This is a genomic window from Fodinicola feengrottensis, from assembly GCF_010993775.1.
Lineage (GTDB): Bacteria > Actinomycetota > Actinomycetes > Mycobacteriales > HKI-0501 > Fodinicola > Fodinicola feengrottensis.
The window spans coordinates 1-25,188 of sequence record NZ_WOTO01000040.1 but is presented as its reverse complement, the minus strand read 5'-3'; the positions used below and the strand labels follow the sequence as shown (position 1 = coordinate 25,188).

Below are 25,188 nucleotides of genomic sequence, written 5' to 3'. Positions count from 1 at the left end.
CTCGATTCGGGGGCAGCACGCAACGAAATGTCACAGGAGTCACTTGCGTACCAGATTGAGGCGCCCCCGAACTCGAGGATCCAGTGCCAGGGCGACAGTTTCGCGGCGGCTCGCGGCGGCTCAGGCGGTGGCCGCGTAACGCCAGAAGTCGCGCATGATCGGTGTCGGGGTTGGACCGGGCATGGCGACCTGGGTGAGCAGGATGTTGACCGCGCCGGTGGCCGGTGTCAGGTACGCGGCCGTACCGGTGCCACCGACCCAGCCGTATCGGCCGGGGACGTTCCACGGATCGAGGACGTCCACGTCCACCGAGCCACCGAAACCCCATCCTTGACCTTCCAGGAACAGGGTGGCGGCGGCGCGTTGAGGCGCGGTCAGGTAGTTCGTGGTCATCTTGCGTACGGACTCCGCCGACAACAGGCGCCGGCCGTCGAACTCGCCCTCGGCGAGCAGCAGCTGGGCGAAGGCGAACCAGTCGTCGATCGTCCCGACCATCCCGCCGGCGCCGGACGCGAACGCCGGCAGCTCGCTCCATTGGCCGCCCACCATCGGGTCCGCGACACCAAGACCGCCGTCCGACTCGATCCGGTAGAACGGCAGGAAGCGACTGTTTTCTCAGCCGGGACCACGAAACCGCTGTCCGCCATGCCCAGTGGCTCGAAGATCCGCTCGGCCAGGAAGTCCGGCAGCGTACGACCGGAGGCCCGGGCGATGAGGACGCCCTGCAGATCCGAGCCGGTGTTGTAAAGCCACGCTTGTCCGGGCTGGTAGACGAGCGGAATGCGGGCGAGGCTCGCCATCCACTCGCCCGGCGCGCGGCGCCGCTGCGGTTCCCGGCCGTCCGCTTGCACGTCGCTGGCCAACAGGGCGACCACCGACAGCGAGAAGTCCGCCGGAAAGCCATAGCCGGCACGGAAAGTCAGCAGATCGAACACGGTGATCGGTCGAGCGGCCGGCACCACGTCCTCGACCGGGCCATCGGGCGTACGCACCACCACCGGCGACTGGAGTTCCGGCAGCCACTTCGACACCGGGTCGTCCAGTGCGATCCGGCCGTCGTCGACGAGCATCATCGTCGCCGCCGCGGTGATCGGTTTGCTGATCGACGCGGACCGGAAAATGGTGTCCCGAGCCATCGGCACGCTGCCTTGCACGTCGATCGAGCCGACCGCCGCCACCTCGATGTCATCGCCGCGTGCCACCAGCGCGACCGCGCCCGGCACCGATCCGTCGCTGACATACGACGACAGCATGTCTCGCAAATTGCTCATCAGACCACCTCGGGAAGAATCATTGGACCGTATTTTCGCACGCACCCACGGAACCGCAGGTCAGCGGAGTGCCCGATGTAGCGATAAACCAGCCGTCCGCAGGATTGTCGCTCAGCGCGAACACTCCCCAGCCGATGTGATCAGGACTTCCGGCGGGCGCGCATCGCCCGGACCCGGCCGCGGCTCGCGCAGGCCGGCGCCGGGCACCACCGGCGCCGGCCGCCGGGGTTGGCGAAAACGCCCCGGCAGTCGTGTTCCGGGCAGATCGCTAGGTCGTGCCGGGCCGGTCCGGTGAGGTGGTCGACCGCCTGTCGGGCGATCCGGGCCAGCGCGACCGCCGCGGTAGCGGGCTGCGCGCGTACGAGCCGCTCCGCCGCCTCCAGCCGGACGGGATCGTCCACGCCGTCCAGAAAATCCGCCAGCTCCGCGACGGCCCCGACAGGCGGCGCGGATCCGGCTACCGTCGCCATCGCCAGCGGACGCAGCCGCTCCCGCAGCCACTGGGCCTGCTGGACATCGGCCTCGTCGACGGCTCGTACGGGCGCCAGCTCGCTCAACGAGAACCACTCGGCCAGCCGTGCGGGAGTGGCGATCCGCTCCTGCGGGTGCTCGCCGAAGGTCCGCCCGCTGGTCGCCAGCAGGTTCAGCCAGGTCGCGCCAGAGTCGAGCCGGAAGTCCATAAGCCAAGCGTAACGCTTCACCCGTTACACCTGCTAACGTAACGGCAGAGGCGTTACGAAGGAGAGGAACTCAAGTGGCAAGCGCACAGGTACGCACCGTCCTTGGCGACATCGACCCAGCGGACCTGGGGGGGGTCTGCGACGCGCACGACCACCTGTTCTTCCGGAGCCCGCTGTTCCCCGGCCAGGAGTTGGACGACCTGCCGGCCGCGATCGCGGAGACCACCGCGTTTGCGCAGCTGGGCGGCCAGGCGGTGGTGCAGTGGTCGCCGTTGGGCACCGGCCGGCGAGTGGACGCGCTGGCCGAGGTCTCGCGGCGGACCGGCGTCCACATCGTCGCCGCCACCGGCCTGCACCAGCTCGCACACACCGACCCGGCGCTGGTCGAGCGGGTGCGGGACAGGCTGGCCGAACTGTTCGTCGACGAGCTGACCGTGGGCGTACGCGCGAACGACGACCCGGACGGCGAGACGTTGCCGATCAAGGCGGGGATGATCAAGGTCGCCGGCGGTTTTCACGGGCTCGACCCGCATGCCCGCTACGTGATGGCCGCGGCGGCGGAGGCGCACCACGCCACCGGTGCGCCGATCGGCATTCACCACGAGCTGGGCACCGCCGTGTTGGACGTGCTCGACCTGCTGTGCGGCGGCCTTGGCGTACCGACGAAATCGGTCATCCTCGGCCACCTGAACCGGTCGGCGGACCTGCGGCTGCAGTCCGAGGCAGCCGCGTCCGGTGCCTTCCTGGCCTTCGACGGCCCGTCGCGGGCGAACCACGCCACCGACTGGCGGCTGCTGGACTCGCTCGTCGGGCTCGCCGCCACCGGCCACGCCAGCCAACTGCTGCTCGGCGGCGACACCACCACCGCGGCGGCCCGCTCAGCGACTGGCGGCGGCCCGGGAATGCCCTATTTGCTGCGTCGGATCCGCCCCCAGCTGGAATCCGAACTCGGCACCGAGCCGGCGGCGGCCATCTTTCGGGACAACCCGGCTCGGGCTTTCTCCTACCAGGTGAGATAGTCGCCAACAGTGGTCGCGGTGTAGGTCTGGCAGGAACACCAGTCGACCAGCACGACCTCGGCCAGATCCATGAACTCCCGCAGGCATCGCAGAACATCCTCGCCGGGATGCGCCACCGAGCGCCTTTCCACACAGAGCGCGGTAATCAGCTCGTCGCTGACCGTGCCGTAAAGAGTGAGCGATCCGCCGGCTATCGCGAAAGAATCCGCCACATCCGCACTGCCGCCGCGCAAAAGCGACCACCTGATCCGCCGGCGGGAAACGAGAGGCCAACCATTGATACGGCACTTTATGCGGGAGAGGAATAAGTGGCTGGGTCCGCACGTAGATTGTTTCGAAGCCGTACGCATGGCCGTCTTGGTCCCGATGCGCATGTTGCAGGTAGACCTGCCGAATTTCGCTTAGTTCGGCCTCAACCACGTCCATGAGTCCCTTGTGGACCATCTCGACCTGGCGCCAGTCGTCCTCGTGAATCTCCAACCGGCCGGGACCGGTGGCGTTTTCGCCCACGGTCGGCAGCGGATCGCAAATCGTCGGCCGGGAGTAAAGGACGTCTCGTGCCGGCACCATTTCGATGCGCCGCAAGGTCAGCACGAGCTCACCAGCGGTGGTGGCCTGCGCCGCGGTCGGCGGCTCGGCCTGACGCACCAGCCAGGTGGACTCCCCCAGCTGAACTGTCGTGTCCGCCTCGAAACTGGCCGGCAACTGAGCCACCGACAGCTCACTGCGGGCGATCTCCTGGCCGTCGTCGGCGTCGACGAATACCACCCTCACCGTCTCGGCCGCCGTCATGCCCCGATCTTATCCGCGCCAATGCACTTTTCGCGGCGAAAAACCAGGTTCCCCGGCGGCTTCCAGGGAACCGGACAAAACGCCGCCGTACCGCATTCCACTCAGCGGTCCGGGCATAGCGTTGCCGGGGCTGGTGTTGGCTCTGAACATGAAGGTACGCATCGGTGTGGGCCTCGGCGCGGCGATCGGCCCGGCTGAGTTCGGCGGCGCGATCGACTTGCTGGAGAAGGCAGGCATCGACTCGGTGTGGTTGTCCGAGGTGGTGACCTCGGCGCAGGTCGATCCCTTCGTGGGGATGGCGCATGCCCTTTCCCGCACCGAACATCTGAAGGTCGGCACCGGCGTTGTGGTGCTGCCCGGCCGACATCCAGCGCTGGTCGCCAAGCAACTCGTGTCGCTGGCTGGCCTCGCGCCGCGCCGGGTGCTCCCAGCATTTGGACTGCAGGCGGCCCGACCGTACGAACGCGACCTGTTTCCGGTCCCGCGCGGGCGCCGGGCGGCCGTCTTCGACGAGGCACTTCAGTTGCTGCGACTACTGTTGCGGGCCGACAACGTGAGCTTCGAAGGCGAATTCTTCACCGTGGAAACCCTCACGATCGGCCCGAAGCCGGCCAAGCCGCTGGACATCTGGCTGGGCGGCTTCGCGCCGGCGGGGCTGCGTCGGGCCGGCCGGTACGCGGACGGATGGCTCGCCAGTTTCATCACGCCGCAGGAGGCGCTGCACGGCCGGTTGGCGATTGAGACGGCCGCCGCCGAGGCCGGCCGGGAAATCGAGGAAGACCATTACGGCATCTCGATCGCGCTCGCCACTGACGACATCCCGGCGGAACTGATAGCGCTGTCACACGTGGACGTCGCCCCGAAGTTGACCCGGCCGACCTGATCCCGCGCGGCTGGTCACAGATGCGAACGCTGATCTCACGCTATGTCGACGCAGGGCTGACGAAATTCGTCGTACGCCCGGTGGACGCCGGCTTGACCTTTGAATCCTTCGTCGAGGACTTCGTCACCCACCTTCAACCGCTGCAGGGCTGAAGGCCTGGAACATGATGTGCAGGCCGACATAGCCTTCGGTGGGGTGGTGGAAAGCGCCCGGCACCACGGTCAGCGTCTGAAATCCCAGTGAGTGCCAGAGTTCCACCGCCCGGGTGTTGGCTTCCACCACGGCATTGAACTGCATACCGCGGAATCCGTCGGCCCTGGCCTGCTCCACCACCCGCTGGCCGAGCGCACGTCCGGCGCCGTGGCCGAACCGGCGCGGATCGACCATGAAGCTCGCGGTCGCGATATGGGCGGCCGGACCTTCCTTGTTGGGCCCGGAAACCGCGGTCCCGATCACTGTCCCGGCGTCGACGGCCACGATCGTACGACCCGGTGGCGCCGGGAACCAGCGGTGCCGGGCGGCTTCCTCGGTGATGTCGCGATCCCACGAGAAGGTCAGCCCGGCGGCCGCGATATCCCGCATAAACGGCCAAATGGCTGGCCAGTCGTTGGCGGTGGCCTCCCTGATCATCATGCCGACAATCTGCCTGAGACGAGCCTTTCGAGCAAGCACGTTATAGCTGGAACCGAAGCACCGGCTTCCGCGTCGAAGCGGCAACCGTTCCGGCGTACAGGAGAAATCGTCATGCCGCTCACCATCACCTTTCACCGGCGCACCGTCGCCGTGGTCCTCGCTTTCGTCGTCGCGGTCGTGCTCGCTTTCGTGCTGGGCCTGCTGATCAGCGGCCGCTCCGAACCGGCGCTGGCGGACACTCCGGCGCCCGCGCAATCGGCTTTTCCCGGCATCACCGTCACCGGGTTGGGACAGGCCAGCGGCGCGCCCGACACCTTGGTGGTGAATCTGAGCGTACGCACGACGGGTGCTGACGTCTCGACCGCTCTTTCGCAGGCGAACAATGCGATGAACCGGGTCCGTGGCGCGCTCGGCAACAACGGCGTTTCCAGCGACAACATCAAAACGTCGGGAGTCTCACTCAACCCGAACTACCAGTACAACGGCTCAAACCAGCAGATCGACGGCTATAACGCCACCGAGTCGGTGGCCGCCACCTTGCACGATCTCAAGAATGCCGGCGCGGCCATTTCGGCGGCTTCCAAAAGCGGCGGCAACGCGATGACCATCGACGGCGTTTCTTTCGACGTACAGAACGACTCCGCGCTGCTGTCCACCGCCCGGGCCGCTGCTTTCGCCAACGCCAAGGCCAAAGCCCAGCAGTACGCGAGCGCCGCCGGCCGGTCGCTCGGCCCGGTCGTACGCATCGGCGAGACCATCGAGCCGCCCACCGTCACACCGAGCGCTGCAGGCTCGAAAGACTCCGCCCCCAGCCCGGTCCCGATCAGCCCCGGCACCACCAGGCTCTCGGTCACCGTCGACGTCGTTTTCGGCCTGGCGTAGACAATCGCGGCACCTTCCCGGCTGGCTGGGAAGGTGCCGCGACCGATCAACCTACGACTGGCACGGGTTGCCGGCGGGATGCGCCGACGTGCCGTGGAAGTCCGCCTTCGACTCGGCCACCACCACGTCGGTGAGCAACGTGTGCAGGTAGACGGCCCGCTGGGTGACCGACGTACCGGTCGTCACGGTGTTGTTGATGTGCAACGTACCGATCACCAGCGGAATATCCACCGGACCGGAACCGACAGTCACCGGTACGCCGTCGATCGACACTCCGGTGACCTTGGACGAGCTGGTCAGTTTTGGCGCCAACCCAGAAGGTCCGGCCACACATTCGACCTGGGCCTGGGACTGGACGACGGTGAGCTTCACGGTCTGCGCGGCCGCGACAATGGTCACCGAGGCGAGCGTCGCCTTCGCCGAGCCGTTGTCGCCAGCGGCCGGGCCGGCCCCCGTCAGGTCGTTCGGCTGCTGGTCGGTCAGCGCGTCCAACCCGTTTGCCTGCACCGAAATCAAGCCGGCCGACACATTCACCCGAGCCACCGTCTGGTGGTCGTCCCGGCACGGCGCGTCCGGACCGTTCGCCACCACCGGCTCCGTGCTGGCGATCCGTATCACACTGCTCCGGCAGGAGAACGTACCGTTGCGGTCATCGTCGATGATGGTCCCGACACCGTGACCGTCCACAATGGCCGATCCGCTGGCCGCGGACAGGTCCACGTTGAAGGTCTCGTTCGGTTCGTCGACCAGATCGCCGATCACCGGGACGGTGACCGTCTTGGTTGTCTGTCCTGGCGTGAAAGTCAGGTCACCGTTGGTCGCCTGGTAGTCGCTGCCGGCCGTCGCCGTTCCATCCGAGGTGGCGTAATGCACCGTGACCGGTTTGTCACTGGCTGGCGCCAGCGAAACAGTGAAGTTCGCCGGTGTCGTACCGGAATTCCCCTCCGTGACCGTCACGTCGTTAATCGAAAGCCCCGGCACGTGCACGGTGATCTGTTCCAGGAATCCCTGGGACATCCCGTTGACCTGCCAGTCCACCGTGCAGTGGTACGTGCCGGCCGGTGCGTTCGCGGCCACCTTCACGGTTTCCGCGAAAGTGGCGTCACCGCCGCTTTCCACCACCTGGTTGGGATGGTCGAACGACAACGCCAGGTTCGCATCGCAGGGCGCGACCTTCGGCGCCACCGTCACCTTGATCTTCTGGATGCCCTCGAGAATCTTTTGGGCCACCTGGTCGGATCCCACGTTGTCCAGGAAAACGCCACCGGTCTCGTTGGCCACCCGGCTCGCCTGCCCGGCGGAGTCGAGCCCATCACCGCTGTCGGTGTGGACGCCGACCAGCACCACCCGGATCCCCGGATTCGCTTTGAGCACGGCGATCGCTTCGTCCAAGGTGTGTCCACCGCTGGGATCATGCGACGACGAATCACCGAACAGTGCGATGATCGGGTGCCACCGTCCCGGTAGTGCACAGCGCCGGTCGCCAGCTGGTAAAGGGCATTCACCCACGCCTCAGGGGTGTCCACCCCGTCGCCGACATTCCAGTGGCCGATACCGGTCTGCACCGCGGTCTGATCGCTGGTGATGTCCTGGTCCACCTGGAACGGAACATCGCTGGGATCACTGTCGAAATCCTGGTACTGAGCGGCCCCGAACTCGGCGTCCAGATTGGACTGACCGGCCACGGTCTGCATGACCATGGTCGCGTTGCTCCGTACGTTCGCGATCGCTGGGCCCATACTTCCGGTGGTGTCGGCCAGGAAAACGATGTCGGGCTTTGGTGGTACGGGTGCGGTGTGGACGGTTTTGTTGACGACCGCGCTCTGACCCGGGCCGAGGGTGAGATCGACGTTCGCCGGATCCACCCCGCCGCCGCGGCCGCGGACTGAATGCCCAGCGCGCCGATCAGTGCGGTGGCCGCGAGCGTTGCGACCACCGCTCGCAAGCCTAATTTTCCAGTGAAGAATCTTGACACTTCACGCCTCCCCAGTGCGTGGAAATGGAATCCGGGTGTGATTTCCGCGGTCCGCCCCGGTACGGACCGCTGAAGAATCCCGGCTCCGCTTGATCACTTCAACCGGGCCGCCGGCGAAGTGTCCTAAGAGGCAGGGGGCGTCACCTTAATGCCGGGATTACTGACGTAGTTCTGGCGTACTTGCGTCAATACTGTCTTAAAGTCCGGCCTTGTTCGGCACCCCGAACAAAGCCATACGCACAGGTGGCCGGATTGGGCCGAGACCGGTGCCAACGTTGACATACCCGCGATCCCTTGCACTAATGAAAGCAAAAGTGACGCCAGCCACCGTCGACGAAGATTTGCCGCATCGCGGAGGAAATCCGCTCCCCATCCGGTTCAGCCGTACGCCGGCGCCGGGCAGTGCCGCCGGACCGTGACACCGGTTGACAGCGCCGGCCAGCCGAAGGAGTGTGCTCATGTCCACGCCCACCAACCCGGCCTGTCCCGCCGATCCCTGCTCGCCGGTGCCACCACCATCGGCGGCGGCCTCTTGTTGCCTGCTGCGCTCGCCGGCTGTGACGCTGGCGCCGGTGACGGGACCGCCACCCTGACCTTCTCCTGGTGGGGCGGCGCGGCCCGGGCCACCCTCACCCTCACCAAAGTGCTGGATCTCTACACGAAGAAAACCCCAAGGTCACCTTCAAACGACAGTGGCAGGCGTACAGCGGCTATTACGACAAACTTTCCACCATGGCGGCCGGAAACACCGCGCCGGACATCTTCCAGATCGACGAGGACGGGCTGGCCCAGTACGCCAGCCGGCACGTCACGCTGGCGCTGGATTCCTTTGTCGGCAGCCGGATCAAGATGGACAAGTTCTCCCCCGGCCTGCGTCAAGCCGGCCGGGTGGACGGAAAACTGCCAGCGTTGCCGGCCGCGGAAAACACCCCGGCGCTGGCCTGGGATCGGACGATCGCGCACCAGTTCGGTATGCCTGACCTGAAAGCGGGCATCAGCTGGAATGACCTGGTCACCTGGGGTGCCGAGCTGACCGCCAAGAGCGGTGGGAAAATCTTCGGGACACAGGACCCGAGCGCGGTTTTCCAGGCCCTGCAGGTGTGGCTGCGACAGCGCGGCCAGCAGGCGTACGACGGTGCCAAGGTCGGCTACACTGCCGCCGATCTCACCGAATGGTTTCAGTTCTGGGCCACTGCACGGAAGAAAAACGCCACTCCGCCGGCCGACCTCACGCACGTCGCGAACGCCGGCGACCTCAGCAAGTCCCTGCTGGCCACCAAACAGGGCGCGACCTCGTTCCAGTATTCCAACCAACTGGAAGAAGCCAGCAAGTCCACCGACCACGACCTCGCCCTGGTGCCGTATCCCGGCCCGCCGAACGCCGCTTGGGCGCGCTCCTCGATGTACTGGTCGGTCTACACTGGATCGAAATTCCAGCCGCAGGCCCTGGACGTACTCAACTTTCTGGTCAACGACACCGACGCCGGCAAGATCCTCGGCGCCGAGCGCGGGCTGGCGCCCAATCTGACCGTACGGCAGGTGGTGACCCCGCTGCTGACACCGGCGATGAAGGCGTCGGTGACGTACGAGACCGAGCTGTCCGCCACCTTCGGCGCGACTCCGCCAACGCCGCCCAAAGGACACGTACAAGTGCGCAAAGTCCTGTTGCAGGAAGCGGAAAACGTCCAGTTCGGCAAGGCGACCCCGGCCCAGGCGGCGAATCAGTTCATCGCGCAGGCCTCGGCCGCACTGAGCGGCGGCTGACCATGACGGTCGCCACCCCGGCAGCCCGATCAGGGTCGGGCCGGCCCGCGATTCGCCGGAAACCAACCGGCCGGGAAACCGTGGCTGGATATGTCTTCCTGTCCCCATGGCTGCTGGGTTTGCTCGGCATAACGGCCATTCCGATGCTCTACTCGCTTTATCTGAGCTTCACCGACTTCGACCTGCTGAGCAGCCCGCAATGGATAGGCCTGGCCAACTACCAGCGAATGTTCACCAGCGACCCACAGTTCTGGCATGCCGTCCGGGTGACGATCGTCTTCGCGGTCACGTCGGTGCCGCTGAAACTGGCCGCCGCTCTCGCGGTGGCGTTGCTGTTGAACCGAAAACGCCGCGGCACTGGGCTGTTCAGAGCACTGTTCTACCTTCCGTCACTGCTGGGCGGCAGCGTGGCGCTGGCGATCGTCTGGCAGGCGATGTTCGGCGGGAACGGTGCTTTCAACGGCCTGCTGCGGATTTTCGGCATTCCCGGCGAGCCGTGGGTGAACGACCCGAACACCGCGCTGGGCACCCTGGTGCTGCTCGCGGTCTGGCAGTTCGGCGCGCCGATGGTGATATTCCTCGCCGGGCTCAAACAAATCCCGGCCGAGCTTTACGAGGCGGCGCGGGTGGATGGCGCCGGCCGGTTCCGCCAGCTGCTCAGCATCACGCTGCCGATCCTGTCCCCGGTGATCTTCTTCAACCTCGTCCTGGAAACCATCCACGGCTTCCAGGGCTTCACCGCCGCCTTCGTGATCAGCAACGGCACCGGCGGCCCGACCGACTCCACCATGCTCTACACCCTTTACCTTTACCTGCGCGGATTCGGCGACTTCAAGATGGGCTACGCGGCGGCGATGGCCTGGGTCTTCGTACTCGCCGTCGGGCTGCTCACCGCGGTCCTGTTCGGCACCGGCCGGATGTGGGTGCACTACAGCGACGCCGGTGAGCGCTGATGGCCGGCGCCCGGCGGTGGGCCGGTTTGCTGGCATTGCTGGTATTGCTCGCGGTGGTGCTCTATCCCCTGCTGTGGATGCTCGGCACCGCGCTGAAATCCCCACAGGAGGTGGTCAGCAACCTTTCTCTGTGGCCACAACACCTCACGTGGGCGAACTTCGCCGACGGCTGGAACGCCCTGCCCGGCATCACCTTCGGCCGGTTTTTCGTGAACAGTACGCTGATCGCGGCCGCCGTGGTGGTCGCGAACATGGTCTCCTGCCTGGTGACCGCGTACGCACTGGGCCGGCTGCGGTTCCCGCTGCGCAAGGTGTGGTTCGCGGTGATGATCGGCACTCTGCTGCTGCCACAGCACGTGCTGATCGTGCCGCAATACGTGCTGTTCCGGAACTTCGGCTGGATTAACACACCGTTGCCTTTGATCATCCCGAAACTGCTGGCCACCGAGGCGTTTTTCGTCTTCCTGATGGTGCAGTTCATCCGTGGCATCCCGGCCGAGCTGGACGACGCGGCGAAAATCGACGGCTGCGGCCCGTACGGCGTCTTCCGGCACGTCATCCTGCCGCTCAGCCGGCCGGCACTGGTGACCACGGCGATCTTTTCCTTTATCTGGACCTGGAACGATTTCTTCACCCAACTGGTGTATCTGAACGACCCCACGACCTACACGATCCCGGTGGCGCTGCGGACCTTTCTGGACTCATCCGGGCAGAACCAGATCGGCCCGATGTTCGCGATGGCCGCCCTGTCACTGCTGCCGGTCTTCCTGTTTTTCCTTGCCTTCCAACGATTCCTGGTCGAAGGAATCAATACGAGCGGGTTGACCGGATGACCGGCTGGAAGGAGGTCGTACGCGCCGGCACCGACCTCGCGATCATCGGCTTCGCGGTGCTGGCGCTCTCGCTGCCGGTGCTGACCGCCGGGGCGGCCCTCGCGGCCGGCTCGGCGGCGGTGCATCACTGGTGCGAGCACGGCGACCTGCCACCGGCTCGGCTGGCCGGCCGCTGGTTCGTCGGCGCCCTGCTGCCAGGCCTGGGCGCCCAGACCTGGGCAGCCGTCGTCACCGCGATCCTGGTCGCGGACGTACGCGCCCTGCTGGCCGGCCACGTTCCCGGCGGCACCGCGCTGGTCCTCATCACGGTGCTCGTCGCCACCTACGCGATCGGAGTCGCGGCGCTCACGGTCGTCCAAGTGGGCCGTACGCAGGCCCGGGGCTGGTGGGCCGCGTTGCGCGCGTCCGTACGCCCGCGCCGGCTCAGCCGCCGCCACGGCCGCTCTGAGCGCGGTGGTCGGCATCGCCGTCGTCCTCGCCGCGGCGCTGCCCGCGACCACCCCGCTGGTAGTGGCATTCGCCCTGTTCGCTGGACATGTAACGGTCCGAAGACTGCGGAGGGACCGTTAGTTGGCGCCGGAACCGCCGTCCCTCGGGCGCAGGACACTAGGACCTGCGCGTTTTGACAAGTTGCACCGCGACCTGGATGTGGCCGGCCGGTACGGCGGCGTCTTCGGTGATCCGGTAGCCGGCGCGTTCGTACATGGTGATGTTGCGGGTGCTGCGTTTTCCGGTGAACAACTCGAAAGTCGTCGCCCAGACCGGTGCCTGCTCCTCCGCGTAGGTCAGCAGCCAGCGGCCGAGCCCCCGGCCGGCCAGATCCGGAGCGACCATCAGGCGCCCGATCTCCCAGGTGTCACCGACCGTACGTGCCCGGACCGCGGCGATCAGCCGACTTTCCAGCCGCACCGTCCACACCACGACCAGGTGCGCACCCAGTCACGTACGTCTTCGAGCGTCTCGTGCAACGCCGGAATGTCCAAGGTGTCGTTGAGCAGAGCCTCTTGCATCCAGCAGCAGCGCTGCAGGACCAGGATCTCGGCGGTGTCGGACGTGGCAGCGGGGCTCAACTCCGCGCGCTCCAGGTCAGGAAGGTCGATGAGGTGCACCCGTCTGGTGTAGGCGATCAGCACCGGCACGGCAAGGGAATTCACACCATGCCGCGGCTGGAGCGGGCGACGGGAATCGAACCCGCATGGCTAGCTTGGAAGGCTAGGGCTCTACCATTGAGCTACGCCCGCGCGTAACCACCTCTGAGATGGTACCTGGCCGGCCATTCCGGCATCCGCACCGGCCGCCGTGCGTACGAGCGAACTCCGCCCTCTAGACTGGTGCGGACCGGGGTGTGGCGCAGTTTGGTAGCGCACTCGCTTTGGGAGCGAGGGGCCGTGGGTTCAAATCCCGCCACCCCGACTCCGGATCTGGGTGGTCCTTGCTCGCGGAAAACGCGAGCGAGGATCCTCCGTTATCGCCCCGGGGGCACGGCCCCCAGACCCCCACGCCGGGGGCAAGCCCCCGGACCCCCTGTGTGGTGGCTGACTAGTTGCGTGTGGCCTGGGCGACGATCGCCTCCGCAGTGGACCCCCACCCACGGCCTCACCCATCCCACCACCAAACCGGACAAAACGATGAAGGCTCCTGCTGGTGGCAGGAGCCTTCTCTATCGGCTGGAGCGGCCGGGTCCGGCCGCGTCAGAGGTCTTCGTCGGCGAAGGTGAACGAGCCGGGTGCGCCGAAACCGCCGCCGGTGGACAGTGCCAGCATCGGCTCCGCGTCCGGCGCGTCGCCGTCGATCACGGCGGATCCGGTGCCGGGCAGGTGCCAGGCGGTTTCGGCTAGTACGTGGCCGTCGCCGCGGCTGAGGTCGGCGCTCAGGTTCCAGCCGCGCGGGCCGCGCTGCAGCTCGATGTAGAACACGATGTCCTTTTCGCCGGCCACCTCACGGCGCCCGATGCTGAGGTGGCCGCGCGGCGAGAACGCGGTCTCCACGTGCGCGAATCCGCGCCAGCGACGCGGATCGATGCGGGACAGGTCGCCGACGGCGCCGTTCAACCGGCCCCACAGGGTCTCCAGCGGCATGGTCATGGCAAAGTCCTTGCGACAGGGGGATTTGACAGATCGGTGGTCAGTGCCTCCAAAACACGAACCTATCGCCACCCACTGTCAGATCCCTGTCTTTTCGCTGTCGCGCACCAGCGACCCGACGCTATAGACAAATGGCATGGTTTCCGACCAACAGCTACTCTGGCATTTCTCCGACAAACCAGATATTCCCGAATTCCGGCCCCACGTGGCGAAAACGGCCGACCTCGCTGAGCCGTACGTATGGGCAGTGGATTCCGCCCATCAGTGCGATTTCTGGTTCCCTCGCGAGTGCCCGCGAATGCTGTTCTGGCCCGAGTCCGCTGCGCCCAGCCCAGCCGCCAGACATTACTGGCCGGTTCGTCCCGCGTACACGCGATCGAATGGTCCTGGTTGGACCGGGTAAGGCACGGTGTGCTCTACCGGTACGGCTTCGAGCCGGCGCCGTTTCGTCCACACGACAACCCCACCTGGTATTGGCTGGCCGCTCGTACGATCCGGCCAGTCGTCCTGGAACCCGTCACTGACCTGCTCAAACACCACGAGGAAGCGGGCATTGAGCTGCGCGTCGTGCACAGTCTTTGGCCGTTACGGGACTTGGTGGTGGAATCTGGCTGTGGATTTTCCGGCATCCGGCTGCGAAACGCCACGCGGCGCCCATAATCGATAGCGCTGGTGCAGCGTCCCTCATACCGGTACGGTCCGTCCGAATACCAGCGCCCCGGGCGGGTCGACACAAAGCTGTCAAGGGCGACGGGGTACGACGAAGTGCCAGGAGGTGCGGCATCCGAGCGGAAGTGGACTTGGCCGCGTCCCCGCAAAGCGCCCGCGCGGCGCGTATTCGTCGCCGAAGTGCTGTCCGAGTGGGACGACCATCGCCGAGTCGAGGCCGCCGCCCTTCTGGTCAGCGAGCTTGTCACAAACGCCATTGTGCATGGCGACGGCCCCATCCAGCTATCGGTCGACCGGACAGCCCACCACGCCGTCCTGCGCGTCGAGGTCGCCGACCACGGGTCCGGCTTGCCCACCGCGCAGGCCGTCGCCGCCGACGCGCTGTCCGGCCGCGGCCTCGCCATCGTGGCCGCGGTGGCCGACCGCTGGGGCATCCAACCGACCTCCCACCGGCAAACGGGTCTGGTTCGAGCTGTCAGACGTGTAATCCAGTGGCCAGAAGTTGAGGGTTCCGTTACACACGAGATGTGACGAACACTGAGCAGACCGACGGCATCGTGTTGCGGCCGTTCCAGGAAGACGAGTTCCGGACCGCGGTTGAGTTCATCAACAGCATGTTTTTCGAGGCCTTGCATGAAGAAGACGTCGAAGAAGAACGCACACTGCTGGACCTGGAACGCACCACGCTGTTGGCCGACGGCGACGAAATCGTTGGTACGGCCGGGATCTACACCCGGCGGATGACGGTGCCGGGCGCCGTGGTCCCGACGGCCGCGGTGACCTGGGTCGGGGTCGCACCGACGCATCGCCGACGCGGCCTGCTGACCCGGATGATGAAGCATCAGCTGCACGGGCTGCACAACGCGGCTGACGGAGAACCAGTGGCCGCGCTGTGGGCATCGGAGACGGCGATCTACGGCCGGTTTGGCTACGGCATGGCGATCCGCCGAGGCTTCGTCGAGGCGCAGCTGCGGGACATCCCGATCCGCCCGGACCTGCGCCCGACCGGTGGCCAGGTTCGCCAGCTCAGCCCGAAAGCCGCGCTGCCCGACCTGGTCTCGGTGTACGAGCAGGCCCGGCCGTCCCGGACCGGCTTCCTGGACCGAACCGACCCCTGGTGGCAGCGCAAGATCCACGACCCGGAATACGACCGCAACGGCTTCACCCCCGTACGCGCCGCTGTCTACTCCGTGGACGGGCGCCCGGAAGCGTACGCGCTCTATCGGGTCAAGGAGAGCGACACCCAGGTAGGCCCTGACTCGTTGCTGCAGGTCAAGGAGCTGATCGGCACGTCCGGTGCGGCCGAGCTGGCGATCTGGGAGTTCATCACCTCGCTGGACCTGCTGCGCCGCGTCGAGTGGTACAACGCGCCGCTGGACCTGCCGATCCGGCACGCGGTGGTGGAGTCCCGGCGGATCGCCGACCGGACCAGCGACTCGATCTGGGTCCGGCTGGTCGACGTCGATCGAGCGCTGGCCGCCCGTACGTACTCTGCCGCTGTCGACGTGGTGCTGGACGTGACGGACACCCTGTGCGGCTGGAACGCCGACCGGTGGCGGCTGCGCGCGGAGCCGGGCAAGCCGGCGACCTGCGAGCGTACGCAGGCGCCCGCGGACCTGGCCCTGTCCGTCACCGAGCTGGGCGCCGCCTATCTGGGCGGGACCTCGCTGGCGACCCTGGCGGCCGCCGGCCGGGTCACCGAACTCCGCGCCGGCGCCCTCCGGGAGGCCGCCATCGCCTTCCTGGAGCCGCGCCCGCCGTTCTGCAACGACGGCTTCTAACGCCCTGTCAGACCGCGGGTTGGCAGGTGGGGCACCAGTAGAGGTTGCGGGTGGCCAGCTCCGCGGTGCGTACGGGCGTGCCGCATACCCGGCAGGGCTCGCCCGTACGGCGGTAGACATAGCGGCCGTCGCCGGGCCGCGGCGGAGTGGAGATCCGCGTCTTGTTTTCGGGCCGCAACGTGGTGATCCGGCCGGTCCTTACGCCCGCCTTCATCAAGGCGACCAGGTCCGTCCATAGCTCCAGCCACTCGTCCTCGGACAGGTCGCGGCCCGGCCGGTACGGGTCCATGCCAGCGCGATAGAGCACCTCGGCGCGGTAGACGTTGCCGACACCGGCCAGCACGCTCTGGTCCATAAGAAGCTGGGCGATCGGCGCCCGGCTGCGGCCCAGCTTCCGGAAACCGCGAGACAGGTCGGCGTCTCTGCGCAGTGGATCGGGCCCGAGCCGGTCGGTGATCGCGGCTTTCTCCTGGGCGGTCAGCAAGGTGCAGGCAGCTGGGCCACGCAGGTCGGAATACGCGCCGTCGCCGACCATCCGCAGGCGTACCTGCCCCACCGGCTCCGGCGGCCCGTCCCCGTTGGTCAGCTCGGTCAGCGCGAAAGTCCCGTAAAGACCCAGGTGGATGTGGATCCAGTCGGCGCCGTAGCGATGGAAGAGATGCTTGCCGTACGCCTCCGTCCGGTCCAGCACCCGGCCATCGCAACGGGCCGCACCGGCCGCGAACCGGCCCTGCGGACTCGACAGCTGGACCGGCGAGCCGCCATAGCGGCGGCGGTGTTCGGCGGCGAGCCGGTGGATCGTGTGACCTTCGGGCACTATTGGCTCCAGGGACCAGCGAGCGGTTGAGGTGACAGTGGGGCAGAAACGGCATTCCCATGATGCGGCCAGGCGGCGCCGGCGGGTACGCCCGGGTCGTGGCCCGGCAGTGGCGTCCGCTGGTGACGCGCCGGAGGACCTCCAGGCGGACGACCTCGCTGTGGACCTCCAGGTGGACGACCCGCAGCCAGGCACGGCCGAGGCCAGCACGGGTGAGGCCAGTACGGTTGCGGCGGTCACGGCCGTCACGGCGGACGCGCTGGATGAGCCGGTGACCGAGCCCGCGGCCGTACCAGTGCCCACCCAGCCGCATCCCAAGCCGGCCGGGCCGCCGGCTCCCGGTCCGACCGCCAACCGCCCGCCGCCGGTCCGCCGAGCCCGCCCGCCCACCTGGGCCGGTCGGGCACGGCACCCCGGCACCGATCCGGGAGGCGATGGGTGGCCTGCGTGGCCTGGTCGGTGCCGGCCCCACCCAGCTGCCGGTGCAGATCGCGATGCGGGCTCGGGATGCTTCACGGCCAACCGAGGCGGACGTGGCCGCCGCCGAGCGTGACGTCGCTGTCGTACGCCGTCATTGGACCCCGCCTGACAGCTCCTGAAACCGATAAGCCGTGGTCAAGATCACCAACGCTGCCCGGACGGCCAGAATAAGGCCGGCACGGATTGGGTACGCTGTCCGTTGACCAAGATGTCCCGCGGCACTGCTGAGCCGGGACGATCGGTGAAAGTCCACCGGCGCGATCGATGCGTGGTGGCGATCCACACGGGGCGGAGCACAGGGGCGGAGGACCACCGTGGCGGCCGGGGAACCCTCAATGGCGAGGGAAAGCACGGGCTGGGTGACGGACATCGCGCGTTATTGGCGCCTCTTCGTCGCGCTGGGTGCTGTCATCGCACTGGTCGTCATGACCGCGGACATCCTCATCGAGGGGTCACTGCGGACCTTCGACGGAACCGTCTCGGAGATCTTCGACACCCGCGCCGGACTGTCCCTGCACACCGGCCTGGTGGCGCTGGCTTTCATCAGCGAGGACGTCTACGCGGTCGGCCTGGTCGTCGCCGTTCTCGCGGTCGCCACCATCGCGGCCCGCAGCCTGCGACCGGCGCTGACCGTGGTCGGCACGATGGCGGCGAACTGGGTGGTCATTGAGGTCATGAAGACCGCTTTCGGGCGCACTGCCCCGGACACCGGCGAGGACCTCTTCGGCGTCAACGCGCTCTCGTACCCATCGGGCCACTCCGCGAACACGATCATCATCTGGACCCTGCTGCTGCGGATCATCTTCGGCCTGTGGGGCGACAAGATCAGCTTCCTGAGCACCCCGCTGCGCCGGTTCCTGGTGGTCGCTTCGCTGGCCGTGGTGTTCGGTGGATCGCTGGTCGGGCTGAACTACCACTGGCTGACCGACATCGTGGCCGGCTGGCTGATCGGCATCGCGCTGTCGATGCTGGCGCCCTCACCGCTGCCCGAGCACCTGCGGCCGGAGAACCGGCACCTGCGGGAGGCGGCTCAGCGTACGTCCGCCAGCACCAACCCAGCGCGCGCTTTTCGGGACGAACCACGTGCTCTCTTGCGGGGCATCTTCTCCCGGGACAGGTTGACCGCCACGAAGTCGTCCACCGAGACCGGCGCCACCAGGACAGCCGCGACGGCGTCGCCGGCGTCCACCTCGGCCGCCAGCCACGACGGGCCGTAGTCCCCGCCGACATAGCTGATCCGCTTGTCGTCCGCTGCCATCCCCAACACCTGCCCGAAGAGCACCCGCTCAATCACCGCGTGATCCAGCTGCTGCGCCACCTTCTGGGCCACCTTCTGGGCTACTTCGCCCGCTGGCTGCGCCGGCAACGCGATCTCGTACGTCCTGCCGCCCGCGTAGAGCACCACTGTGCCGGTCGCCGGGATCTCCGGACCACCTGGCTTCTCCCGTACTCCCGCGCCCGCCTCCGTCAGCTTCGTGAGCACCGTCGGCAGGTCGGCGTCCCAGCGCCTGATGAGCCGGTCGTACGGCGCGATGCGGACCGAGTCGGAAGTGGTGATGACTGCCAGGAAGCGGTCGAGGCCGGCCTGCCTGCTGCGCCGACAGGCTGCGGTGGTTTCCGTCCGCCACCACCAGCTCGCCGCCGCCAGCCAGTGCGAGCAGCCGGTCAGCCACCTCCCCAGGCCCGAGCGCCCACACCTCGTGCCGACGACCGGCCGCGTCGGTGTCCGTGACCTTCGGCGGGCCGGCGATCGCGTCGATCAGGGCCTGTTTCAGGGCGTCCGCGTGCGCGGTCTGGATCAGGAGAACCGGCGACAACAGCGTCTTGAGACGCTTGGTGAGCGCGGTCCGCTCGACCACCTTGGCCACGAACACGTCCTCGTTGCGTACGACCAGGCCCGGCTCGTCCGCCGAAGTCGAGATCTGGTCGGTCGCCACCGCCGCGAAAAGTCCATAAGTGACCTGGTCGCCCTCGGTGATCCGATATGGCGCGACCAGCTGGTCGACCTGCTCGTACGTGCCATCCTGTTTCTGTTTCCGCAAAGTGGCCGCCGCGCCGTTCAGCGCCGCGGTGAAATCCTGGCCAGCCTTGACCGCCGCCGGCGTACAGTGCGGCATCTCGATCGCCAGCGCCGACCGCGGATTCGCGTCGATGACCGCGATGATCTCGGTGTCCGCGGCGAACTCGTCATAGTTCGACGCACCCGTACCGCCGGTGGAGACCCAGCCCGCCTCAATCGCGGTGACCACCTTGTCGCTCTGCATCCGGCGAGGCTACCCACCCGCCCGGCGCTCTGTCCGCCGGCCACAGCGGTTTTTAGCCAGGCGAGTCACGACCTCCTGGGCGAGGGCCGGTGCCTCAAGGTCAAAGGCGAAAGTCAGGGCCTCAGGGCCTCAGGGCCTCAGGGGCTCAGGGGCTCAGGGCCTCAGGGCCTCAGGGCCTCAGAGGCTCAGAGGCTCAGAGGCTCAGAGGCGAGCGCCTTAGGGGCGAGGGTCAAGGTCTGCCCTGCGGGCGGCGCCTCTAGGAAGAACTGGTTTGGGTTTGGTCGTTGCGTAGGTGGGTGGTTGGGTTGCTTGTTCTCCCCGTCGGCGCCCAAGGGCAAGGGCAGCACATTTCCTGGCCCGGCGGCGGAGCTTGGGTGCCGTGCCCGGCTTTTTGTTTGCCGCCGCCGGGTCAGGAAATGTGCAGGGCTACGCCCGCCGACGGGGAGAACAAGCAGCCCACACTCGCGAAAAAGCACATCCCCTCACCCCACTCCATCGACGCCTCGCGCGCCCCACCCACTTTCGCCGACCCTCACGCGACCCCACCCCCCTCACCTCCAGGCGCACTCCACCTACCCCGCTACTCTGCGCCACCACACTTCCCGGATTCGGCTACCTTCCGCGACATCCGTTGTTGATCTTGGTTAGTTTGCCTACCCAACCCAGACATTTCAGACCGATGTCCGGTTTGAGTAGACCAACTAACCAAGATCAACAACTATCGTCCCAAAGAGTGGGACGAGCGGGTCGCAGGAGTCACAGGGACCCCATCAGTCCCAGCTGTCACAGGCGAGGGGTCGAGTGCGGTACAAAAGCCCGCACTCGACGTCGAGCGGTGCACAAAGTCCCGCACTCGACGAGCGACACCCGGGAACTACTCGGGAAACGCGACAAAACAGGGCACAGAACTAACCAACTCGATCACCAGCAGCGCGAGGTGTCCGGTCTCCCCGTCGGCGGGCGTAGCCCTGCACATTTCCTGGCCCGGCGGCGGCGAACCAAACGCAACCACCCACCCAAGCTCCGCCGCCGGGCCAGGAAATGTGCTGCCCTTGGGCGCCGACGGGGAGAACGGACCACCGCAACCCCGTACCCAAGCCCCACGCCACACCAAAACCCGCAAGAACCGGGATCCACCCTCCCCCGAGGCAACCGCCGCTCTTGACCTTGACCTTCGACCTTGACCTTCGACCTTGACCTTCGACCTTGACCTTCGACCTCGAACGTCAGGTTTGACCCACTCAACGAAAAAATCACGCGCGCGCGTCCCTCAAACCCACCCCCCCCCCCGTCACTGGGTGGGGGCCAGAAAACAGCACACGTACGACAGTTTTGCGCCGCGTCGGTCCTGTCACAGACAACTGGTGCTCGGGTGGTTGCCGGCGGCGGGTTAGTCGAAGATCGGGCCGACCGTGCGGGTGCGCTTGATTTCGTAGAAGCCGGGGGTGCTGGCGACCAGCAGGGTGCCATCCCAGAGGCGGGCGGCGGCGTCGCCCTTGGGGGCCGGGGTGACGACGGGGCCGAAGAAGGCGACCGTGCTGCCGTCCGGGCCGGGGACGTGGATAACGGGGGGTGCCGACGTCCATGCCGACGGCATCCATGCCTTCGTGGTGGGACTTGCGGACGGCCTCGTCGAGGTCCTTGTTGTCAGCCGCCTCGAGCAGATCGGCCGGGAGTCCGGCATCGGCCAAGGCGGCGGCGATCACGTCGTGGACGCTCTCGGTCGCGTCCTCGCTGAAGGCGCTCTGGCCGCCGGGGTGGAAACGGGTGCCGATGGCCGTGTAGTACGAGCGCAACGCGTCGGAGCCGAGTCGCTGCTCCACGGCGATGCCGACCCGGACCGGGCCCCAGCCCTTCGCGATCCCTTCTTTGTACTGTTCGGGCAGGTCATCGCGCCCTTCGTTCAGCACGGAGAGGCTCATCACGTGAAACCGCGTCTTGACCGGACGCACCTTTTCCACTTCCAACATCCAGCGCGAAGTCATCCACGCCCAAGGGCAAAGCGGGTCAAACCAGAATTCGGCGGTCACCGTTTCCGCTTCGGTCTGAGCAGACACTGAAGGATCCTCCCCTAGCCAAACAGTCAGCCACGACCACCGGAACGGTCGCGGACTCATGCGTTTTCAACCATGAGCACCGCCCTGGACCGGCATATTCCCGTTCGGCTGGCATCATTGCGGTGACCGCTGCGTAGCCCAGCAGCAACAAACCCAGGTTGAAGGAGAGCAACGCCGTGCCAGGAAGCAACCTCACCCGCGCCGAGGCCCGTGAGCGCGCCGAACTGCTTGCGGTGGACTCGTACGAGGTGTGGCTGGATCTGACCGACGGCAGCGGCCAGCCCGGGGAGCGGACTTACCGCACCCGCCCGCACCGAAGCACGGTTCACCGCCAGCACGCCGGGCGCCGAGACCTTCTGCGACCTGATCGCTGACCGGATCCATTCGGCGACCCTCAACGGTCAGCCGGTCGACACCTCCGGGTACGACCCGCAGACCGGCATCGCGCTGACCGGCCTCGCCGCCCAGAACGTGCTGGTGGTCGAGGCGGACGGGCTCTACACCAACACCGGCGAGGGCCTGCACCGGTTCCTGGACCCGGTCGACGACGAGGTCTACCTCTACAGCCAGTTCGAGACCGCGGACGCGAAGCGCGTTTACACCTGCTTCGACCAGCCCGACCTGAAGGCCGAGTTCACGTTCCACGTGACCGCGCCGGCGCACTGGAAGGTCTTCTCCAACGCCGCACCGGAAAGTTCCGAGCCGGCCGAGAACGGCGCCCAGACCGTGCATTTCAGCACCACCAAACGGATCTCGCCCTATATCACCGCGATCGTGGCTGGTCCGTACGCCGGTGCCACCGACCACCACGACGGCATCGACCTGGGCATCTACTGCCGCGCGTCGCTGGTGAAATACCTGGACGCGGACAACTTGTTCGACCTGACCCGCAAGGGCTTCGACTGGTATCACGAGCAGTTCGGTTTCCGTTACCCGTTCGGAAAGTACGACCAGATCTTCTGCCCGGAATACAACGCGGGCGCGATGGAGAACGCCGGCTGCGTGACCATTCTGGAGGATTACGTCTTCCGGTCCAAGCCGGTCGAATACACCCTCGAGCGGCGTTGTACGACGGTGTTGCACGAAATGGCGCACATGTGGTTCGGCGACCTGGTCACCATGACCTGGTGGGACGACCTGTGGCTGAACGAGTCGTTCGCCGAACTGGCGTCCGCCTTGTGTCAGGCCGAAATCGACTCGCCGTTCGCCGAGGTCGCCTGGACTTCGTTTGAGAACATCGAGAAGTCCTGGGGCTACCGGCAGGACCAGCTGCTGCCTCCACGCACCCGATCGCCAGCGACATCCCCGATGTACAGGCCCGTCGAAGTCAACTTCGACGGCATCACGTACGCGAAGGGCGAAGGTCAAGGTCAAGAGCGGCGGTTGCCTCGGGGGAGGGTGGATCCCGGTTCTTCCGGGTTTTGGTGTGGCGTGGCGTTTGGGTACGGGGAGAACGGACACCTCGCGCTGCTGGTGATGACGTTGCTTAGTTCTGTGCCCTGTTTGTCGCGTTTCCCGAGCCGTTTCCCGGGTATCGCTCGCCGAGTGCGGGCTTTTGTACCGCACTCGACCCCCGACCTGTGACAGCTGGGACTGGTGGGGCTCCTGCGGTGTGCCCGTCCCATTCTTCGGGACGAGAGTTGTTGATCTTGGTTAGTTGGCCTACCCAAAACGGACATCGGCCTGAAATGTCTGGTTTGGGTAGGCAAACTAACCAAGATCAACAAAGGATGTCGCGGAGAGTAGCCGAACTCGCAGCGGGTGGTGGCGCAGAGTAGCGAAGTCGACGGGGGAGGATGGGGTCGCGTGAGGGTCGATGGAGTGGGGTGAGGGGGATGTGCTTTTTTGCGAGTGTGGGCTGCTTGTTCTCCCCGTCGGCGGGCGTAGCCCTGCACATTTCCTGACCCGGCGGTGGCAAACAAAAGCCGGGCACGGCACCCAAGCTCCGCCGCCGGGCCGGGAAATGTGCTGCCCTTGGGCGCCGACGGGGAGAACAAGCAACCCAACCACCCACCTGCACCCAAACTCCGTTCTTCCTAGAGGCGCCGCCCGCAGGGCAGACCTTGACCTTCGCCCTTGACCTTCTGACCTCGACCTCCGTCTTTGAAGCCCTTGACCCGCACCTCAGCGTAAAAGAAAGCCCGGCGTCGGAAGAATCCGACGCCGGGCGGAAAGGGTGGGATCAGCCGCCGACGGACTGGTTGTATTGGCTGATGGTGGTCTTCAGGCTCGCTTCGGTGGCGTCGAAGGTGGCCTTCGGGTCCTTGCCTTGCAAAACGATTGCCTGCATCGCGTTTTCGACGGCTTTACGTGTCTGCGGCAGGGTGCCGAGCGCGCAGCCCTGAGTGGCGGTGGTGAGTTTGGTGTTCTGCAGCTGGGTGATCGCGGTCTTGAACTGCGGCCGCTGGCCGACCCAGGCCTGGTCGACACTGGTGGTCAGGGCCGACTTGCTGATCGGGAAATAGCCGGTGGAGGTGTGCCAGGTGGCCTGGGTGTCAGCGCTCGCCAGGTATTTGATGAATTCCCACGAAGCGCGTTCCTGCTCGGGCTTCTTTCCCTTGCCGACCACCCACAGGGAGGCGCCGCCGATGATCGGGCCGCCAGTGTCGGACGCGTTGACCTTCGGGTAGAAGCCGGTGCCGATGTCGAACTTTCCCTTGGTGGCCTTGAGGAAACCGCCGAGCGAGCCGGTGGATTCCAGGGTCATCGCGACCTTGCCGGCGGTGAAGGCGTTGTCGCCGTTCTCGGTGTTGCTGTCCAGCTTCAGCGCGAGGCCCTGGTTGACCATCTGCGTCCACCACTGCATCAGCTTGACGTGCGTGGGGGTGTCGAGTTTGACGCTGGTGGCCCGATCGCGACCTGCCACAAAGCCCGCCTCGGCGAGCGATACCCGGGCACGGCTCGGGAAACGCGACATAAACGGGCACAGTTCTAAGCACGTCGTCACCAGCGCGCGAGCTGAACCGATCTCCCCGTACCCAGAACCCACGCGTTGTTAAACCCTAAGAACCCGAGAGGCACCCTCCCCGCGAGGCAACCGCCGCTCTTGCCCTTGACTTCAGCCTTGGCACCTTTTGCTCGTGAACGTTGACTTCTTGACCTCGATAGCGGCTTGCTCTAATGCTGTCTTCCCCCCGAATCGACCTTTCAACATGTCGTGCAGTAAGGGCAGTTATCAGGGCGGGGTGGAGTCGCTCGGGTACCGCTACCACGTCCCGATCACGACGACGGCGGGTGTTTCGGTCCGGCGGATGTGCAATTTCGGTCTTTGTTGATGAATTATCATGACAACGGGCCTGTTGCCGACCATCGGCAGGGCGTAGACGTCCTCGCTGATGAAGCCAGCGCCAC

Annotated in this window: 25 protein-coding genes, 2 tRNA genes and 4 pseudogenes; 16 read left to right on the top strand and 15 right to left on the bottom strand. The window is 66.6% G+C overall.

Annotated elements, in window-relative coordinates:
* Positions 1-120: 120 nt before the first annotated feature.
* The 3 genes from GNX96_RS56745 to GNX96_RS31365 all read right to left on the bottom strand — a co-directional run bounded on the left by GNX96_RS56745 (position 121) and on the right by GNX96_RS31365 (position 1,972).
* Entirely contained in the window at positions 121-495 is a 375-nt protein-coding gene (locus GNX96_RS56745) for a serine hydrolase domain-containing protein (protein WP_279582008.1), read from the bottom strand.
* The gene (locus GNX96_RS31370) at positions 390-1,271 is read right to left on the bottom strand and encodes a serine hydrolase domain-containing protein (protein ID WP_279582007.1); all 882 of its coding nucleotides are present in this window, start codon (positions 1,269-1,271) and stop codon (positions 390-392) included. The genes GNX96_RS56745 and GNX96_RS31370 overlap by 106 nt, the downstream gene beginning before the upstream one ends.
* A gap of 140 nt (positions 1,272-1,411) precedes the next feature.
* Entirely contained in the window at positions 1,412-1,972 is a 561-nt protein-coding gene (locus GNX96_RS31365; protein WP_279582006.1) for a CGNR zinc finger domain-containing protein, read from the bottom strand.
* Between the two features lie 53 nt (positions 1,973-2,025).
* Between GNX96_RS31365 and GNX96_RS31360 the strand changes: the two genes are divergently transcribed.
* Positions 2,026-2,970, top strand: a complete 945-nt coding sequence (locus GNX96_RS31360) for a phosphotriesterase family protein (protein ID WP_163571624.1) — start codon at positions 2,026-2,028, stop codon at positions 2,968-2,970.
* Here the strand turns inward: GNX96_RS31360 and GNX96_RS31355 are convergent.
* Entirely contained in the window at positions 2,955-3,182 is a 228-nt protein-coding gene (locus GNX96_RS31355; protein ID WP_279582005.1) for a hypothetical protein, read from the bottom strand. The genes GNX96_RS31360 and GNX96_RS31355 overlap by 16 nt on opposite strands.
* Positions 3,183-3,910: 728 nt before the next feature.
* Here GNX96_RS31355 and GNX96_RS31350 point away from each other — a divergent pair.
* Positions 3,911-4,797: pseudogene (locus GNX96_RS31350) on the top strand (TIGR03854 family LLM class F420-dependent oxidoreductase).
* On the opposite strand, the gene GNX96_RS31345 reads toward GNX96_RS31350, so the two are convergent.
* On the bottom strand, positions 4,769-5,278 hold the full coding sequence (locus GNX96_RS31345; RefSeq protein WP_163571622.1) for a GNAT family N-acetyltransferase: 510 nt from the start codon (positions 5,276-5,278) through the stop codon (positions 4,769-4,771). The pseudogene GNX96_RS31350 and the gene GNX96_RS31345 sit on opposite strands and share 29 nt — an antisense overlap.
* A gap of 111 nt (positions 5,279-5,389) precedes the next feature.
* Here GNX96_RS31345 and GNX96_RS31340 point away from each other — a divergent pair, with 111 nt between their 5' ends.
* A complete protein-coding gene (locus GNX96_RS31340; protein WP_163571621.1) occupies positions 5,390-6,160 on the top strand; it encodes an SIMPL domain-containing protein in 771 nt (256 codons plus the stop codon).
* 51 nt (positions 6,161-6,211) lie between these two features.
* Here GNX96_RS31340 and GNX96_RS31335 read toward each other — a convergent pair whose 3' ends face one another.
* Complete coding sequence (locus GNX96_RS31335) at positions 6,212-7,552, bottom strand: Calx-beta domain-containing protein (protein ID WP_279582004.1); 1,341 nt, start codon at positions 7,550-7,552, stop codon at positions 6,212-6,214.
* A 158-nt stretch (positions 7,553-7,710) separates the two neighbouring features.
* A pseudogene (locus GNX96_RS67400) lies at positions 7,711-7,899 on the bottom strand (hypothetical protein); the annotation flags it as partial.
* A gap of 694 nt (positions 7,900-8,593) precedes the next feature.
* Between GNX96_RS67400 and GNX96_RS56735 the strand changes: the two are divergent.
* The 5 genes from GNX96_RS56735 to GNX96_RS31315 are packed head-to-tail and all read left to right on the top strand — an operon-like array spanning position 8,594 to position 12,311.
* Complete coding sequence (locus tag GNX96_RS56735; RefSeq protein ID WP_279582002.1) at positions 8,594-8,728, top strand: hypothetical protein; 135 nt, start codon at positions 8,594-8,596, stop codon at positions 8,726-8,728.
* A gap of 10 nt (positions 8,729-8,738) precedes the next feature.
* Entirely contained in the window at positions 8,739-9,899 is a 1,161-nt protein-coding gene (locus GNX96_RS31330; protein WP_163571620.1) for an ABC transporter substrate-binding protein, read from the top strand.
* A 2-nt stretch (positions 9,900-9,901) separates the two neighbouring features.
* Positions 9,902-10,852, top strand: coding sequence for a carbohydrate ABC transporter permease (locus GNX96_RS31325; RefSeq protein ID WP_163571619.1), 951 nt, complete (start codon positions 9,902-9,904; stop codon positions 10,850-10,852).
* A complete protein-coding gene (locus tag GNX96_RS31320; protein ID WP_163571618.1) occupies positions 10,852-11,685 on the top strand; it encodes a carbohydrate ABC transporter permease in 834 nt (277 codons plus the stop codon). The genes GNX96_RS31325 and GNX96_RS31320 overlap by 1 nt, the downstream gene beginning before the upstream one ends.
* On the top strand, positions 11,682-12,311 hold the full coding sequence (locus GNX96_RS31315) for a hypothetical protein (protein ID WP_163571617.1): 630 nt from the start codon (positions 11,682-11,684) through the stop codon (positions 12,309-12,311). Before GNX96_RS31320 ends, GNX96_RS31315 begins: the two co-directional genes overlap by 4 nt.
* Here GNX96_RS31315 and GNX96_RS31310 read toward each other — a convergent pair.
* From GNX96_RS31310 to GNX96_RS31305, 3 genes are all read right to left on the bottom strand, one after another.
* Entirely contained in the window at positions 12,292-12,603 is a 312-nt protein-coding gene (locus tag GNX96_RS31310; RefSeq protein ID WP_279582001.1) for a GNAT family N-acetyltransferase, read from the bottom strand. The genes GNX96_RS31315 and GNX96_RS31310 overlap by 20 nt on opposite strands.
* Positions 12,573-12,839 carry a hypothetical protein gene (locus GNX96_RS56730; protein WP_279582000.1) on the bottom strand — a complete coding sequence of 89 codons (267 nt, stop codon included), beginning with the start codon at positions 12,837-12,839 and terminating at the stop codon, positions 12,573-12,575. Before GNX96_RS56730 ends, GNX96_RS31310 begins: the two co-directional genes overlap by 31 nt.
* 13 nt (positions 12,840-12,852) lie before the next feature.
* Positions 12,853-12,926 (bottom strand) — tRNA-Gly (locus GNX96_RS31305).
* 98 nt (positions 12,927-13,024) lie between these two features.
* Here GNX96_RS31305 and GNX96_RS31300 point away from each other — a divergent pair.
* A tRNA-Pro gene (locus GNX96_RS31300) sits at positions 13,025-13,098 on the top strand.
* 278 nt (positions 13,099-13,376) lie between these two features.
* Here GNX96_RS31300 and GNX96_RS31295 read toward each other — a convergent pair.
* A complete protein-coding gene (locus GNX96_RS31295) occupies positions 13,377-13,769 on the bottom strand; it encodes a hypothetical protein (protein WP_163571616.1) in 393 nt (130 codons plus the stop codon).
* Between the two features lie 136 nt (positions 13,770-13,905).
* Here GNX96_RS31295 and GNX96_RS31290 point away from each other — a divergent pair.
* The 3 genes and pseudogenes from GNX96_RS31290 (at position 13,906) to GNX96_RS31280 (ending at position 16,219) form a co-directional block, all read left to right on the top strand.
* Positions 13,906-14,429 (top strand): annotated as a pseudogene (locus GNX96_RS31290) (DUF6886 family protein).
* Positions 14,430-14,441: 12 nt separating this feature from the next.
* Complete coding sequence (locus tag GNX96_RS31285) at positions 14,442-14,969, top strand: ATP-binding protein (RefSeq protein ID WP_313885827.1); 528 nt, start codon at positions 14,442-14,444, stop codon at positions 14,967-14,969.
* Positions 14,966-16,219: a GNAT family N-acetyltransferase gene (locus GNX96_RS31280; protein WP_163571615.1), complete on the top strand. Its 1,254-nt coding sequence runs from the start codon at positions 14,966-14,968 to the stop codon at positions 16,217-16,219. Before GNX96_RS31285 ends, GNX96_RS31280 begins: the two co-directional genes overlap by 4 nt.
* Before the next feature lie 7 nt (positions 16,220-16,226).
* Here the strand turns inward: GNX96_RS31280 and GNX96_RS31275 are convergent, their stop codons facing one another.
* Complete coding sequence (locus tag GNX96_RS31275; protein WP_163571667.1) at positions 16,227-17,036, bottom strand: Fpg/Nei family DNA glycosylase; 810 nt, start codon at positions 17,034-17,036, stop codon at positions 16,227-16,229.
* A gap of 37 nt (positions 17,037-17,073) precedes the next feature.
* Here GNX96_RS31275 and GNX96_RS56725 point away from each other — a divergent pair, with 37 nt between their 5' ends.
* Both GNX96_RS56725 and GNX96_RS31265 read left to right on the top strand, forming a co-directional pair.
* The gene (locus GNX96_RS56725) at positions 17,074-17,589 is read left to right on the top strand and encodes a hypothetical protein (RefSeq protein ID WP_279581997.1); all 516 of its coding nucleotides are present in this window, start codon (positions 17,074-17,076) and stop codon (positions 17,587-17,589) included.
* Between the two features lie 286 nt (positions 17,590-17,875).
* Positions 17,876-18,733 carry a phosphatase PAP2 family protein gene (locus GNX96_RS31265; protein WP_279581996.1) on the top strand — a complete coding sequence of 286 codons (858 nt, stop codon included), beginning with the start codon at positions 17,876-17,878 and terminating at the stop codon, positions 18,731-18,733.
* 69 nt (positions 18,734-18,802) lie between these two features.
* Here GNX96_RS31265 and GNX96_RS31260 read toward each other — a convergent pair whose 3' ends face one another.
* Positions 18,803-19,780 carry a DUF1015 family protein gene (locus GNX96_RS31260; RefSeq protein WP_279581995.1) on the bottom strand — a complete coding sequence of 326 codons (978 nt, stop codon included), beginning with the start codon at positions 19,778-19,780 and terminating at the stop codon, positions 18,803-18,805.
* A gap of 1,390 nt (positions 19,781-21,170) precedes the next feature.
* Positions 21,171-21,765, bottom strand: a pseudogene (locus GNX96_RS31255) (mycothiol-dependent nitroreductase Rv2466c family protein).
* A 248-nt stretch (positions 21,766-22,013) separates the two neighbouring features.
* Here GNX96_RS31255 and GNX96_RS56720 point away from each other — a divergent pair.
* Both GNX96_RS56720 and GNX96_RS31250 read left to right on the top strand, forming a co-directional pair.
* Positions 22,014-22,211, top strand: a complete 198-nt coding sequence (locus GNX96_RS56720; RefSeq protein ID WP_279581994.1) for a hypothetical protein — start codon at positions 22,014-22,016, stop codon at positions 22,209-22,211.
* Between the two features lie 97 nt (positions 22,212-22,308).
* Entirely contained in the window at positions 22,309-23,421 is a 1,113-nt protein-coding gene (locus tag GNX96_RS31250) for a M1 family metallopeptidase (protein WP_279581993.1), read from the top strand.
* 598 nt (positions 23,422-24,019) lie between these two features.
* Here GNX96_RS31250 and GNX96_RS31245 read toward each other — a convergent pair.
* On the bottom strand, positions 24,020-24,754 hold the full coding sequence (locus GNX96_RS31245; RefSeq protein WP_390624191.1) for an extracellular solute-binding protein: 735 nt from the start codon (positions 24,752-24,754) through the stop codon (positions 24,020-24,022).
* Between the last annotated feature and the right edge of the window lie 434 nt (positions 24,755-25,188).